Genomic DNA, 12,923 nt, shown 5'->3' with positions numbered 1-12,923 from the left:
CGTCACTCCCCTTCTTCCAGCTGCGCGCGGACCTCATCCGAGTACGTCATGTTGTTGTAGATGTTCTGAACGTCGTCAGATTCTTCTAGAGCGTCGATCAGTTTCTGAACCTTCAGTGCGCCTTCAAGGTCAACCTCAACGTCGGTCGATGCGACGAATTGAACTTCAGCGGAATCGTAATCGATACCTGCTGACTGGAGCGCCTTACGGACCTCGACAACATCGGAGGCTGCGGATTCGATGACGAATCCATCACCGGTGTCGGTCACTTCTTCAGCACCCGCATCCAGAACGGCTTCCATGATCGTGTCCTCGTCAACGCCGTCTGCTGCGCCCACCTCGACAATGCCACGACGGGAGAAGAGGTAGGAAACCGAACCCGGGTCCGCCAGCGAGCCTCCCTGACGGGTAAAGCCAAGGCGGACGTCGGAAGCTGCACGGTTACGGTTGTCGGTCAGACATTCGACGAGGAATGCAACGCCGTTCGGGCCGTAGCCTTCGTACATGATGGTTTCGTAGTTCGCGCCACCGGCTTCTGCACCGGAGCCACGCTTGACAGCACGATCGATGTTGTCAGCGGGAACGGAATTCTTCTTTGCCTTCTGGATGGCGTCATACAGGGTCGGGTTACCTGCGGGATCGCCGCCGCCGGTGCGTGCTGCAACTTCAATATTCTTGATCAGACGAGCGAAGAGCTTTCCGCGCTTCGCGTCAATGGCGGCCTTCTTGTGCTTGGTGGTCGCCCATTTAGAGTGTCCCGACATTACTGCTCCCTTGAAGGGTGGATTGCGTACCCGTATATCTTAGCGGGATTAGTAAAAGGTCAGCGTCTTCAAAGGTGGGCTATGGGACACAGTAAACGTTCGATGCCAATGCCCGTCAGCCTTGAACTCTGCGATTACAGCACGCGTGGGACGGTGACAATCCGTACTGGCAGGTTCGCGCCGGGACGAAAATCAGCGAAACTTCCTTCGCTTTGAATGATCAGAGCAGTCGCTTTACCGACGCCAGTGCCAAGATCGGCTTTCGCACTATCGTCTCCGATCAGGTATCCAACATGGCCGATTGTTGGCTGATGTCCGACAATCAGTGCGGATTCTCCAGGCAGGGAGTTAATCGTTTCGATGAGTGACTCTGCCCCTGCATCGTAGATTGAACGATCCTTGTACGTGGTCCTCATTGGCAGGTTCTTCGCGATCTCGTCGAAGGTCTGCCATGCGCGCACTGCTGTTGAACTGACCCCTAGTTCGATGTCTCCAACTTCGGCTTGCAGTTTGATGCCAAGCTCGTGCGCCCGACGGAGACCAAGATCGGTCAACGGTCGCGAGTGATCCGACAGCGCGAAATACTCCGGGTCAGAGTGGCGAACAAGGATCAGCGTGCATTGACTCATGCGAAAAGATTACAGTGTGAGGGATCGAGGAGGTTCAATGGCATTGGGACGAGGCCGCGCTGACGGTGTGTGTCAGGCACGCGAGTGTAATGCGCAGGCGGTGTGGATCATCACCTGGTCAAACCCGAAAATCCCGTGGGCGGATTCCAAGACGTGGCTGTCATGCAATGAACACCGCGAATTTCTGTCCGATTACATGCGATACCGGGGTTTCCCCTTTGAGATCAATCCTCTAGATCCCACTGATCAACTGGACGGTTATTCCACGTCAGACCAGTGAAGGCACCTCGCAGATCGTCGGGGTTGTGAGGAACGGAGGTGCCGAATCGTTCGGTGGGCCACTGCAAGATGACGGTTCCCGTATTCGACATGAAGTGAGTCATCACAAGAGTGCCGGAGATGTTGTGCGCAAGCGTCGATGCCAGCAGGCGCAGTAGGGCTCCATGAGCGACGATCACACCCACGCCGTCCGGATCTTCCTCAAGTACGAGGCCAGCCACTTCGGCGATAACGGGCAACGCACGGGCAAGCGCGTCCTCCCCCGTTTCAGCGCCAGACATACGAATGTGAGTTGCACCGTGCGACCAGTTTCCCGTTCCTTCAACGTAAACGGAGTCTGAGAACGGGTCAGCGTTCATCTCAACGTCACCTGAGCGTAATTCACGAATTCCTGGTCTCACCAGCGGAGTCAGGGCATACTTAGCGCATAGGGGTGCGCAGGTTTGGCGAGTGCGAAAAAGAGGTGAAACAGCAACCACTGTTGGAGCCTGCCCGACTTCAGATTCCCAGCGCGAAGCAAGATCGGTGGCTTGAGCCAACCCATCGGCGGTTAGCGGTAGTCCAGGCCTAGAGGTGTCAAGAGCGTGCGCTTCATTGGCGTAGGTCTGTCCGTGACGCACGAGGACGATTTTCACAACTGTGTTTCCGTTTCTTCTTCGTGCCTTGGTGTGCAAGGCAGTATTCAGTTCCAGAAGTAGGTATCCATCAATGCGCGTGCTTTGCGCGATCGACGAAGCCATTCTTCTTCCAGCTCACACTCGCTTGCCGCACCATATCCAAGAACGCGTGCCAGCGGGATAAGGTCCTTCGAGTCTCTGGGAACGGTATCGAGTTTAACTCCCGACATTCGCCCGGTTGTCAGCACGTTCGCCGCCCGGATTTGTGATGCGAGGCTCCACGCATTTTCCAACGTCTTCGCATCATGAGGAGCAATCCATCCCGAACGAGTTAATGCGCGCAGAGCATCAATCGTTGACGAGGTGCGTAAAGAGTCATCGGCATGAGCATGTTTCAGCTGAAGAAGCTGAACAATCCATTCGACGTCTGACAGGCCACCCGGCCCCAATTTCACGTGACGCGTGGGTTCGATGCCACGAGGCAGGCGTTCGCTTTCCATTCTTGCTTTGAGCAGACGAATGTCTCTGATCTGGGCCTCGTCAATCGCGCTGCCATAGCGCACGCGGTCGATTAACTCCCCCATCGAACGCATCAGATCATCGGGGCCGGCGAATACGCGCGCCCGAAGGAGCGCTTGGCGTTCCCAGGTCGATGCCCACTTGTCGTAATACTCCGCGTACGATTCGACGGTTCTGGACATCGGTCCGTTGCGTCCTTCTGGACGTAGGTCTAGGTCAACGCTGACACTCATCTGCGCTGTGACCGTCCCCAGCAATGCTTTCACGCGGTTGATGATTGTCGTTGCAGCGTTCACAGCGTCGCTCTCGCTCACGCCATTGGTCGCGCGATGAAAAGCCATGACATCAGCGTCGGAGGCATAGTTTGATTCACGCCCACCGTAACGTCCCATCGCCACGAACCCAACGTCGACGCGGTGACCGTTCTTGAGTTCTTCTTCGCGTGTTGCAATCGCTAATGCGCCGACAACTGCTGCGTCCGTAGCATCGGAGATTGTCTGCCGCCTGGCTCCGATTCCAGTCACCAAATCGCTCATCGCAGCACGAGTAAGTTCACGCGAACGCATGGCTCGCACGCGATATGCGGCCTTATTCGAATCTGCGTGGCGGTCAATCAACGAGGCCGCCTCGACTTTCAAAACCTCAGCTTCACGAGGGGCGAGGTCTTTATCAAGATCCAGCCAGGCGACTGCTTCGGGGCGATGTGACAGAGCCTCAGCGATCCACTTCGAGTTCGGCAGCATCTCGCAGAGCCTGGATGCGGCAACTCCGGAATCACGCAGGAGAGCCAAATACCAGTGAGAATCACCGATTTGCTCCGATAGAGCTCTAAAGTTCAGCAAGCCAAGGTCTGGATCTGCACCGTTGGAAAGCCACGAAATAAAAACGGGCAGAAGATGACGCTGGATCTTCGCACGCCTGCTTGTGCCCTGCGAGAGGGCCGTGATGTGGGCAAGAGCTCCTCGGGGATCGCGATAGCCGATGGCTTGAAGACGAGCCTGAGCACCATCGGAGTCCAACGTAGCTTCATCTGGGCTAAGGCCCGCAGTTGCCTGAACAATCGGACGATAGAACACGTCCTCATGGAGCATTCGAACACGATCTCGAATGCGTTTCAGTTCCTTCGCCAGAGCCTCGGAACTACCACAATGCTCAAGATCAACTCCCCTGCCCACCGCTCGAAGTTCGTTCGCTGACGTAGGGATCAGGTGGGTGCGACGCATGCGTTGAAGCTGAATACGGTGTTCAACAGCACGCAGGAAGCAGTAGCATTCACGCAATTCTTGAGCATCGCTACGCGCCACATAACCACCGTCGCTAAGGCGAGACAGCGCATCCAACGTTGATCTGGCGTGAAGCGAATCATCGGTACGACCGTGGACCAGTTGCAACAGCTGCACGGTGAACTCGACATCACGCAGGCCACCTCGCCCGAGCTTCAGTTCACGGTCAGCTTCACGACGGGGAATCGTGTTTTCAACGCGACGTCGCATTGCTCGAGCATTTTCAACAAAGCCATCACGCCCCGTAGCATTCCAAATGTACGGAGAAGCAACACGGAAAAAGGCCTGACCAAGCTCCATATCGCCAGCTGCCGGGCGAGCTTTAAGAAGAGCCTGGAACTCCCACGTTTCAGCCCACTTATCCCAATACTGTGTGAACGAGTCAAGTGTTCGCACAAGCGCGCCATGACGCCCTTCGGGACGCAGATTCGCATCCACGCTCCAGAGTGGCTGTTCATTACCCGGCCCCGAACATACCTGAGCCGAAAGCGCTGCCATGCGCGTACCCAGTTCGATGGCACTACGCTCATCAACACCCTCAGCCGGGGCAACAACGTACATCACGTCAACGTCGGAAATGTAGTTAAGTTCTTGAGCGCCTGTTTTTCCCATCGCAATAATCGAAAGACGAGCATTACCCTGCGGATCAATATCTCGTCGTGCCAGTGCGAGGGCAGCTTCGAGTGCAGCGTCAGCAAGCACCGCAAGGCGCACACCGACTTCCGGCATATAATCGGGCGGGTTCGGGTGCGTAGCATCGTCAGCAACGAGGTCCAACAAAACTCTGCGATACGCACGACGCACATCGTCGCCGTTGTAGCCGGGACCCGCAACGGGCATCTGCGACGCTGGATCAGCCCCCACTGCGTGAAGGAGCTCCGTCAACGGTTCATCGGGTTCAACAAGCAAGCCATCAATACGTGAAGGGTCAGCAATCAGGTAGTCGCCCCACCAGGAAGATGCACCAAAAACCGCGACCAAGCGCCGAAGCCCATTGCCCCCGCGTTCAGCGATTGTGGCTAATTGAGTAGGGGCGGCCTCGTGAAAACGCAGGCAGGTTACCAGCGCGGAATCTGGATCGGCGCAGGCGTTGAACAGCGGTAGCCACTCGCCTAGCTCGCCGGGTAGGTCAGCCAAAAATGACGCTGCTCGCACCGGATCCAAGAAACCGCTACCGCGGAGGTCCTTCGGGACAACCTCCATCAGTAGACCTTGAGGAACTGGCGAATCTCCTGAGGCGTCACCTGCTGGCGGTACTCACGCCATTCCTTTTCCTTGTTGCGCACAACGTAGTCGAAGACCTCTTCACCAAGAGCACCGGCAACCAAGTCAGATTCGCGCATCAAACGAACCGCGGAAGCCAATGACGTCGGCAGAGCCTCGATCCCCATCACCTGACGTTCGCGATCCGTCAGATCCCAAACATTGTCCTCAGCTTCGGGGACAAGTTCGAGGCGACGTTCAATGCCGTCAAGACCTGCAGTGATCAGAACGGCGAGTGCAAGATACGGGTTCGCAGCCGGATCCAAGGCACGGTACTCAATGCGTGCTGCCGTACGCTTTTCAGGCTTGTACAGCGGGACTCGAATCAACGCGGAGCGATTGTTATGACCCCAGCACACGTAAGACGGAGCCTCGCCCCCACCCCAGAGGCGCTTATAGGAGTTCACGTGCTGATTGGTGACAGCAGCGATCTCGCGAGCATGTTCCAAGAGCCCCGCAATGAAGTGGCGCCCCGTGCGTGACAGCTGATAGTCACCTGACGGATCGTAGAAGGCATTTTCTTCACCTTCGAGCAGTGAAAGGTGCGTATGCATACCCGAACCCGGATGGTCAATAAAGGGCTTGGGCATAAACAGTGCGGCAAGGTTCTCGCGCAACGCGACCTCTTCGATGACGGTTCGAGCGGTCATGATGTTGTCGGCAGCACTCACCGCATCGACTGCACGCAGGTCGATTTCGTTTTGACCGGGGCCACCTTCGTGGTGAGAGAACTCGACCGCAATGCCCATATCTTCGAGCATACGAACCGCGCGACGACGGAAATCATTCGAATGCCCACGCGCAACATGATCGAAATACCCCGCAGAATCAACAGGCTTCAAGTTGTCGACACTGATCGGCTGTTGGAGCAGATAGAACTCAATCTCAGGGTGAACCATCACAGTGAAGCCGCGCTCTTGGGCTCGTTCAACAACGCGTTCCAACACGCCGCGAGGGTCACTACGTGCAGCCTGACCATCGGGGGTCAACACGTCGCAGAACATTCGAGCAACGGGATCTTCTTCCCCTCGCCACGGCAACATCTGGAATGTCGAAGCATCCGGACGCAACAACATGTCGGACTCGTGCACGCGGGTCATGCCTTCAATCACAGAACCGTCGAAACCGATACCTTCAGCGAAGGCATCTTCCAACTCGCCCGGGTCAATTGCTACAGACTTCAAGACACCAGCGACATCTGTAAACCACAGGCGAATAAAGCGAATGTCGCGGGCAGCAACCTCGCGCAGAACCTTTTCCTGGATGGAGTCCACGAGTCTCTTCTTTCAATCGGGGGCGATGGTGAGGGGGATGGTCAAGAACACGTCGTCCACACCGGACAGTTTTACTTGTTCGGGTTAAAACCCTTCGCAATGGAATCCAGAGCAGCCGTCAGTTCGGTGGGAACAACCCACACCTTCGACGAATCCCCCTTGGCAAGTTCCGGAAGCATCTGCAAGTACTGGTAGCTCAGCAGATCAGGCGTTGGATTGCCCTCGTGGATCGACTGGAAGACGGTACCGATAGCCTCTGCTTGACCGCGGGCGCGAGTGACAGCCGCCTGAGCTTGTCCTTCAGCCTTCAAGATGGCGGACTGCTTTTCACCCTCAGCCTGAAGGATCTGCGACTGACGGACACCTTCAGCAGTCAGAATCGCTGCACGCTTATCACGTTCGGCTCGCAACTGCTGTTCCATGGCCTGCTGAATCGACGGTGGCGGATCAATTGCCTTCAACTCAACGCGATTCACGCGGATACCCCAGCGTCCCGTTGCTTCATCAAGAACACCACGAAGCTGAGTGTTGATCGAGTCGCGACTCGTCAGCGTCTGCTCGAGGTCGAGCGAGCCAATGACATTACGGAGCGTCGTCACCGTCAGCTGTTCGATTGCCTGAATGAAGTTCGCAATCTCGTAGGTCGCGTGCATTGGATCCGTGACCTGGTAGTAAATCACCGAGTCGATGGAAACCACGACGTTATCGGCGGTAATCACCGGCTGTGGAGGGAAGCTGGTGACCTGTTCACGCAAGTCAACGCGCGCCGCAATACGGTCAAAGAACGGAATCAGCACATGCAAACCACCGTACATCACCGTGTGAAAACGACCGAGGCGCTCGATCACCAACGCGCGAGGCTGGGGAACAATCTGGACGCTCTTGGCAAGGATGACCACAACAAGGATCAACAGGAGCCCAGCAACGAAGGGACCAATACTCATGTCCACGGCGGCACTCACCCTTTCTGTTCTTCGAATGATTTACTACGGTTCTCGACGGACGTAACAACCGCCGTAGCACCGTCGATCTCGCACACATACGCATGCTCGCCCACAAGAAGGGGCTTCTCGTCGATTGTGCGGGCAGACCAGACTTCGCCATCAAGTTTCACGCGACCACTGCTGGCGTTCACGGTTTCAATCACATCGACCTGTCGCCCAATCAAGGCGTGCACATTGGTTTTCACGTTCGTTTGCGACCAGAGCATACGCATTTTCAGCCACGGACGAAGCGCACAAAGAAAGACCAGCGAGCAGACCACAAAAACGCCGACTTCGGGCCAGAGCCCAGGGACAACAAGAGAGGTTAACGCCGCTGCTAAACCACCGATGGCAAGCATGAGGAACACAAGGTCAACCGTTGCCATCTCAATCAGTCCAAGAACGATGGCAACAATCACCCACCACAAAGCGTGCGTCATACACACTCCCCTTTGTCCGACGTGTCCACGGTGATACCTATGAAGAGACTTACCTGACGGCGCGAGCCCACCAGCGTCCGTTGTCGTTACCGGCGCTCAGAGGCAGACAATACGTCGCTGACAGATTCACTCCGGTGATGACGGAATCAATGACACCCGACTGGACGACCTTTGCTCCGTCCATCAAGACCGCGTGCGTCATTCCGCTGGGAATTTCTTCCACCTGGTGTGTAACCAAAATGACCTGCGGAGCATGCGGACCGGAAATGATCTCTTCAAGAGCTCCGATCAATAGTTCGCGGGCGCCAAGATCCAAGCCAGCGGTGGGCTCATCAAGAATCAGGACCTCCGGGTCTGTCATCAGGCTTCGAGCAAGCAACACACGTTGCGCTTCGCCCTCAGAGAGAGTTCCAAACTGACGATCCGCCAAATGATCAATACCGAAAGCAACAAGCAGATTGTCGCAACGCGCATCATCTTGAGCTTCGTATTCTTCGTCGCGATGAATTGCGATACCCCACGCTGCCGTGCGAACAAGGTCGCGAACAGTTTGGTGTGCACGAATGGAGGGGGCAAGCGACTTCGAAACAAGTGCAACGCGGGAAGCAAGTTCTTGACGGTCGAGAGCAAAAATGTCTTCGCCATCAAGTTTCACGGTGCCCTGCGCCAATGCTTCACGACCGGCTAGCGCTCGGATAAGAGTTGTCTTACCCGCGCCATTCGGGCCAAGAATCACCCAATGCTGGCCTTGCTCGGTGCTAAAAGACACCGAATCAAGAATCGCAGTTCCACGTTTGCTTACAGTTGCATCCACACATTCAAGGACATAAGTCATACCTATAAGCCTACCTTTGTCACCGAAATATGATCGGCTGACTCACACCAGTGTGCGATACAGATCCGCGGTCTTCTGGCCGATGGCATCCCAAGAGAAGTGGTCGCGAGCACGCGTCAGGCCTGCCACTCCCATCGTCTTGGCGCCCTGAGGGTTATCGAGGACTGCGATCAGGCGCTCGGCCATATCATGAACGAAGGTATCGGGCTTCAGAGGAGTGCCGGTGCCGTCATTCATTTGTTCGATCGGAACCAGATAGCCGGTCTCGCCGTCGACGATGACATCGGGAATACCGCCAGTTGCCGTACCAACAACGGGCAGGCCCAGCGCCATCGCTTCGAGGTTCACGATACCGAGTGGCTCGTAGACCGACGGGGTGATGAACACGGTCGACGCATCCAGAATTGCTGCAATGTCGGGCTGCGGGAGCATCTCAGAGATGAGGATGACGCCCTGACGCTTCGCCTGCAGGTCCTTCACAAGCGCGTCGACTTCGGCTGCAATCTGCGGAGTATCGGGAGCACCCGCACACAAAACAATCTGAACGTCATCGGGAAGCAGGTTCGCTGCGCGCAGGAAATGGGGCAGACCCTTTTGACGCGTAATGCGTCCAACGAACACAACGGTTCGCTTGGTCGGATCAATCGAATACGTCTTCAGAACGCGTTCTTGGTTCTCGCGTTCAGCGTCGGTAGACGGAGCACGCCACTTCGCCAGATCAATGCCGTTGTGAATGACGTGAACCTTCGCGTCATCAACGTTCGGGTAGGAGCGCACAATGTCGGCCTTCATACCGTTCGAAACTGCAACAATGCCGGCCGCGGCCTCGTACGACGTCTTCTCGATGTAGGAAGAAATGCGGTAGCCACCACCCAGCTGCTCGGCTTTCCAGGGGCGCAAGGGCTCCAGAGAGTGTGCTGAAATGACGTGCGGAATGTCGTGAAGCAGAGCCGAAAGATGGCCGGCAAAGTTTGCGTACCAGGTGTGCGAGTGAACCAAGTCTGCGCCTTCGGTCTGGGCCGCGATGGAAAGATCTACCCCGAGTGTCTTCAGTGCCGCGTTCGCTCCTGCCAGTTCCACTAGGTCAGCGTGGCCGACGACTCCAGTTTCGGCTCCTTCGGTTCCGGGTTCACGAGGCCCGTCAAACGCGTGAACTCGAACCTCGTCGAGGCGGGGACGCAGAACTTTAGCAAGTTCAGTAACGTGAACACCTGCACCTCCATAAACAAAGGGCGGATACTCGCGGGTCAGCAGGTCAACGCGCATGATGGTCCTTTCAGGGAAGGCACAAACTTCTTGAGCTAGCCTATCGCGGGCACAGAGCACTCACCGACGAATCCCCGCATGCGTGCACACAGTTGCGCATTCAATGACCATATGTGATGGGCGCCACACAGTGGAATATGCGTGCAGGATCACACTGACTCTCATAGGCTTAGCCCATGGCCAAAAATCATGTTCTCGCAATTGTTCTTGCAGGTGGTGAGGGGAAGCGACTGATGCCGCTGACCGACGACCGCGCTAAGCCCGCTGTTCCCTTCGGCGGACACTATCGTTTGATCGACTTTGCTCTGTCCAACATCGTGAACTCCGGTTATCTGAAGATCATCGTGTTGACCCAGTACAAGTCCCACTCGCTTGACCGCCACGTCACCAAGACCTGGTACACATCTCCCCTTCTCGGTAACTTCATCGCCCCTGTTCCGGCTCAGCAACGTCGCGGGCCTCACTGGTACTTGGGTAGCGCTGACGCTATCTACCAGTCCCTGAACATCGTCGATGATGAGCAACCCGACTACATCGTCATCATTGGTGCCGACAACATCTACCGTATGGACTTCTCTCAGATGGTGCAGCACCACATCGATTCTGGACTCCCGGCCACGGTCGCAGGCATCCGTCAGCCGATCGAACTTGCTTCCGCTCTCGGCGTGATCGACTCGGCAGACGGCAAGATCAACCAGTTCCTCGAAAAGCCGAAGAACGCTGCCGGCCTTGCCGACGATCCCACCAAGGTGCTCGCTTCCATGGGCAACTACGTGTTCACCACGAAGGACCTGATCAAGGCTCTCCGCGAGGACGCACACAACCCCGAGTCCAAGCACGATATGGGTGGCAACATCATCCCGTGGTTCGTCGAGCGTGGCGAGTGCGGTGTATACGACTTCCAAGACAACGACGTCCCGGGTTCGACCGACCGCGACCGTAACTACTGGCGCGACGTTGGTACCCTCGATGCCTACTACGATGCCAACATGGACCTGATTTCAGTCCACCCCGTGTTCAACCTGTACAACCGCAAGTGGCCGACGATGACGATGATCGACGGTTCCTTGCCACCGGCTAAGTTCGTGTACGGTGAAGAGCACTCGCGAATGGGTCACGCTGTTGATTCCTTCGTCTCCCCCGGGGTCATCATTTCCGGTGGCGAGGTCTACCACTCGGTTATCTCCCCCGGTTGCTACATACACTCCTGGGCTCAAGTCACTGACTCGGTTGTCATGGATGGGTGCCGTATTGGTCGCCACGCAGTGGTATCCAAGGCAATCCTCGACAAGAACGTTGTTCTTGAAGAAGGCGCTGTCATTGGTCTTGACCTCACGCGCGACCGGGAACGTGGCTTCACCGTTACGGATTCCGGTATCACCGTTGTCCCCAAAGGAACGGTTGTTACCCGTTGAGTAATACACCCCGTTCTCTCCCGGATGCTTCGGCGTTCGGGAGAGACGCATTTTCACCCCCGCCTCGCCTGATCGTCACTGATGTTGATTCGACTTTGATCGCCCAAGAAGTCATCGAAGAGTTGGCGCATTTCGCTGGGACGCGCGGGCAGGTTGCTGACATCACCGCGCGGGCAATGAACGGCGAGATAGACTTCGCCGAATCTTTGCGCCTCCGTGTCTCCACCTTGGCGGGCGTTCCCGCTACGGTGTTCGATGAGGTTCTTCATTCGATCACTCCCACCCCCGGTGTGTGCGATCTGATTGATGCGGTTCATGCCCACGGTGGTTTTTTCGGTGTGGTCTCAGGTGGCTTCGAGGAAGTTGTTGCTCCTCTTTGTCACCAGCTGAACATCGATCATTACTTGGCTAACCGACTTGAGGTCACCAACGGCTTCTTGACGGGTAAGGTCCTGGGGGCAATCGTGACCGCGGACGCCAAGGTGCAGGCGTTGGAAGGGTGGCGTCTATTGCACGGACTGGATGTTAACCAGACAGTCGCCATCGGAGATGGAGCAAACGATATTCCAATGCTCCAACGGGCAGGCTTGGGAATTGCTTTCTGCGCGAAGCCCACAGTTCGTGAGCAAGTGAAGTATTCGCTGAACGTTGCACAACTGGATCTCTTGATTGAGCCATTGGGACTATCTGGGGTTCCTCGCACCTAGGCGCACACTGAGTACCAACAAATTCTCAATTGTCGGAGCTTTTTGATTAAAGGCGTATCGGATCGGAAATGGTCATCCGATCCGATACGTTCACTCTTCAGCGCTTCCTTGGCAGGCGCTTGATTCACGAATACGGTGAAGCTGACCGTCCCAACCGTTCACCCATGATTGGGCAAGATTCGCAAGGTTGAGGGGGTAGACCTCGCCGTTTAGCGCCCGTTGAGCAAGCTCATCGAGATCCCACCAGCGCTGTTCGTCGATCACGTCGCGTTCTAGGTCGGTCCACCCATCATTGTTCAGCGTGACACGTTGAGTGTGAGCGATGAAGAACCACTCGTCCTGTTTGGCGGTAATGGATAAAAAGTCGAAGGTTGCTTCACGATAGATCACGGGGCCAACAAGAGCATCGGGTTCTAAGACAATCCCCGTTTCTTCAAAGAGCTCTCGACAGGCTGCTTCTGCGGGATTCTCCCCCTCCATGATTCCGCCACCGATGGTGAACCACCACTGGCGTTCCGGCTGATCACGATCGTGTCCTTTGGCAAGGAGCAATCTGCCATTCTCATCAAAAAGGATCACGCGAGCCGCTTGTCGGTGCGGGTAGCCGTCTGCATCCACCGGCCATTCGTTTTCATCAAGACCAGACATG

At 56.2% G+C, this 12,923-nt stretch carries 12 protein-coding genes; 2 read left to right on the top strand and 10 right to left on the bottom strand.

Annotated features, from left to right (window positions below; all coding sequences use genetic code 11):
• Nucleotides 1-2: 2 nt before the first annotated feature.
• From QP442_RS06635 to glgA, 9 genes are all read right to left on the bottom strand, one after another.
• Nucleotides 3-764, bottom strand: coding sequence for a YebC/PmpR family DNA-binding transcriptional regulator (locus QP442_RS06635; RefSeq protein ID WP_006681110.1), 762 nt, complete (start codon nt 762-764; stop codon nt 3-5).
• Nucleotides 765-898: 134 nt separating this feature from the next.
• Nucleotides 899-1,393 (bottom strand): SixA phosphatase family protein, encoded by a 495-nt coding sequence (locus tag QP442_RS06630; RefSeq protein WP_103632575.1) that lies wholly within the window; start codon nt 1,391-1,393, stop codon nt 899-901.
• Between the two features lie 224 nt (nt 1,394-1,617).
• Entirely contained in the window at nt 1,618-2,307 is a 690-nt protein-coding gene (locus tag QP442_RS06620; protein ID WP_103632573.1) for a histidine phosphatase family protein, read from the bottom strand.
• 47 nt (nt 2,308-2,354) lie between these two features.
• Entirely contained in the window at nt 2,355-5,294 is a 2,940-nt protein-coding gene (locus tag QP442_RS06615; protein ID WP_103632572.1) for a bifunctional [glutamine synthetase] adenylyltransferase/[glutamine synthetase]-adenylyl-L-tyrosine phosphorylase, read from the bottom strand.
• Nucleotides 5,294-6,628, bottom strand: coding sequence for a glutamine synthetase family protein (locus QP442_RS06610; RefSeq protein ID WP_103632571.1), 1,335 nt, complete (start codon nt 6,626-6,628; stop codon nt 5,294-5,296). The genes QP442_RS06615 and QP442_RS06610 overlap by 1 nt, the downstream gene beginning before the upstream one ends.
• A 71-nt stretch (nt 6,629-6,699) precedes the next feature.
• Nucleotides 6,700-7,572 carry an SPFH domain-containing protein gene (locus QP442_RS06605; RefSeq protein ID WP_040318606.1) on the bottom strand — a complete coding sequence of 291 codons (873 nt, stop codon included), beginning with the start codon at nt 7,570-7,572 and terminating at the stop codon, nt 6,700-6,702.
• A 14-nt stretch (nt 7,573-7,586) separates the two neighbouring features.
• A complete protein-coding gene (locus QP442_RS06600; RefSeq protein WP_103632570.1) occupies nt 7,587-8,051 on the bottom strand; it encodes an NfeD family protein in 465 nt (154 codons plus the stop codon).
• Nucleotides 8,052-8,100: 49 nt separating this feature from the next.
• A complete protein-coding gene (locus QP442_RS06595; protein ID WP_006681118.1) occupies nt 8,101-8,886 on the bottom strand; it encodes an ABC transporter ATP-binding protein in 786 nt (261 codons plus the stop codon).
• A gap of 42 nt (nt 8,887-8,928) precedes the next feature.
• Nucleotides 8,929-10,152, bottom strand: a complete 1,224-nt coding sequence (gene glgA, locus QP442_RS06590; RefSeq protein ID WP_006681119.1) for a glycogen synthase — start codon at nt 10,150-10,152, stop codon at nt 8,929-8,931.
• A 176-nt stretch (nt 10,153-10,328) separates the two neighbouring features.
• Between glgA and glgC the strand changes: the two genes are divergently transcribed.
• Together glgC and serB are read left to right on the top strand one after the other, a co-directional pair.
• Entirely contained in the window at nt 10,329-11,567 is a 1,239-nt protein-coding gene (gene glgC / locus QP442_RS06585) for a glucose-1-phosphate adenylyltransferase (RefSeq protein ID WP_006681120.1), read from the top strand.
• Nucleotides 11,564-12,274, top strand: coding sequence for a phosphoserine phosphatase SerB (serB, locus tag QP442_RS06580; protein ID WP_006681121.1), 711 nt, complete (start codon nt 11,564-11,566; stop codon nt 12,272-12,274). The genes glgC and serB overlap by 4 nt, the downstream gene beginning before the upstream one ends.
• A gap of 90 nt (nt 12,275-12,364) precedes the next feature.
• Here serB and QP442_RS06575 read toward each other — a convergent pair whose 3' ends face one another.
• Nucleotides 12,365-12,922 (bottom strand): NUDIX hydrolase, encoded by a 558-nt coding sequence (locus QP442_RS06575; RefSeq protein ID WP_006681122.1) that lies wholly within the window; start codon nt 12,920-12,922, stop codon nt 12,365-12,367.
• Nucleotide 12,923 lies beyond the last annotated feature (1 nt).

This window comes from Pauljensenia sp. UMB1177, assembly GCF_030217965.1.
In the GTDB taxonomy this organism is placed as follows: Bacteria; Actinomycetota; Actinomycetes; order Actinomycetales; family Actinomycetaceae; genus Pauljensenia; species Pauljensenia turicensis_A.
This window is presented reverse-complemented; position numbering and strand designations above follow the sequence as displayed.

What these genes read in the sequence shown, in the direction of transcription:
- QP442_RS06635 (WP_006681110.1), bottom strand. Translation starts at nt 764, where the DNA reads ATGTCGGGACACTCTAAATGGGCGACCACCAAGCACAAGAAGGCCGCC.
- QP442_RS06630 (WP_103632575.1), bottom strand. Translation starts at nt 1,393, where the DNA reads ATGAGTCAATGCACGCTGATCCTTGTTCGCCACTCTGACCCGGAGTAT.
- QP442_RS06615 (WP_103632572.1), bottom strand. Translation starts at nt 5,294, where the DNA reads ATGGAGGTTGTCCCGAAGGACCTCCGCGGTAGCGGTTTCTTGGATCCG.
- QP442_RS06605 (WP_040318606.1), bottom strand. Translation starts at nt 7,572, where the DNA reads ATGAGTATTGGTCCCTTCGTTGCTGGGCTCCTGTTGATCCTTGTTGTG.
- QP442_RS06600 (WP_103632570.1), bottom strand. Translation starts at nt 8,051, where the DNA reads ATGACGCACGCTTTGTGGTGGGTGATTGTTGCCATCGTTCTTGGACTG.
- QP442_RS06595 (WP_006681118.1), bottom strand. Translation starts at nt 8,886, where the DNA reads ATGACTTATGTCCTTGAATGTGTGGATGCAACTGTAAGCAAACGTGGA.
- glgA (WP_006681119.1), bottom strand. Translation starts at nt 10,152, where the DNA reads ATGCGCGTTGACCTGCTGACCCGCGAGTATCCGCCCTTTGTTTATGGA.
- glgC (WP_006681120.1), top strand. Translation starts at nt 10,329, where the DNA reads ATGGCCAAAAATCATGTTCTCGCAATTGTTCTTGCAGGTGGTGAGGGG.
- QP442_RS06575 (WP_006681122.1), bottom strand. Translation starts at nt 12,922, where the DNA reads ATGTCTGGTCTTGATGAAAACGAATGGCCGGTGGATGCAGACGGCTAC.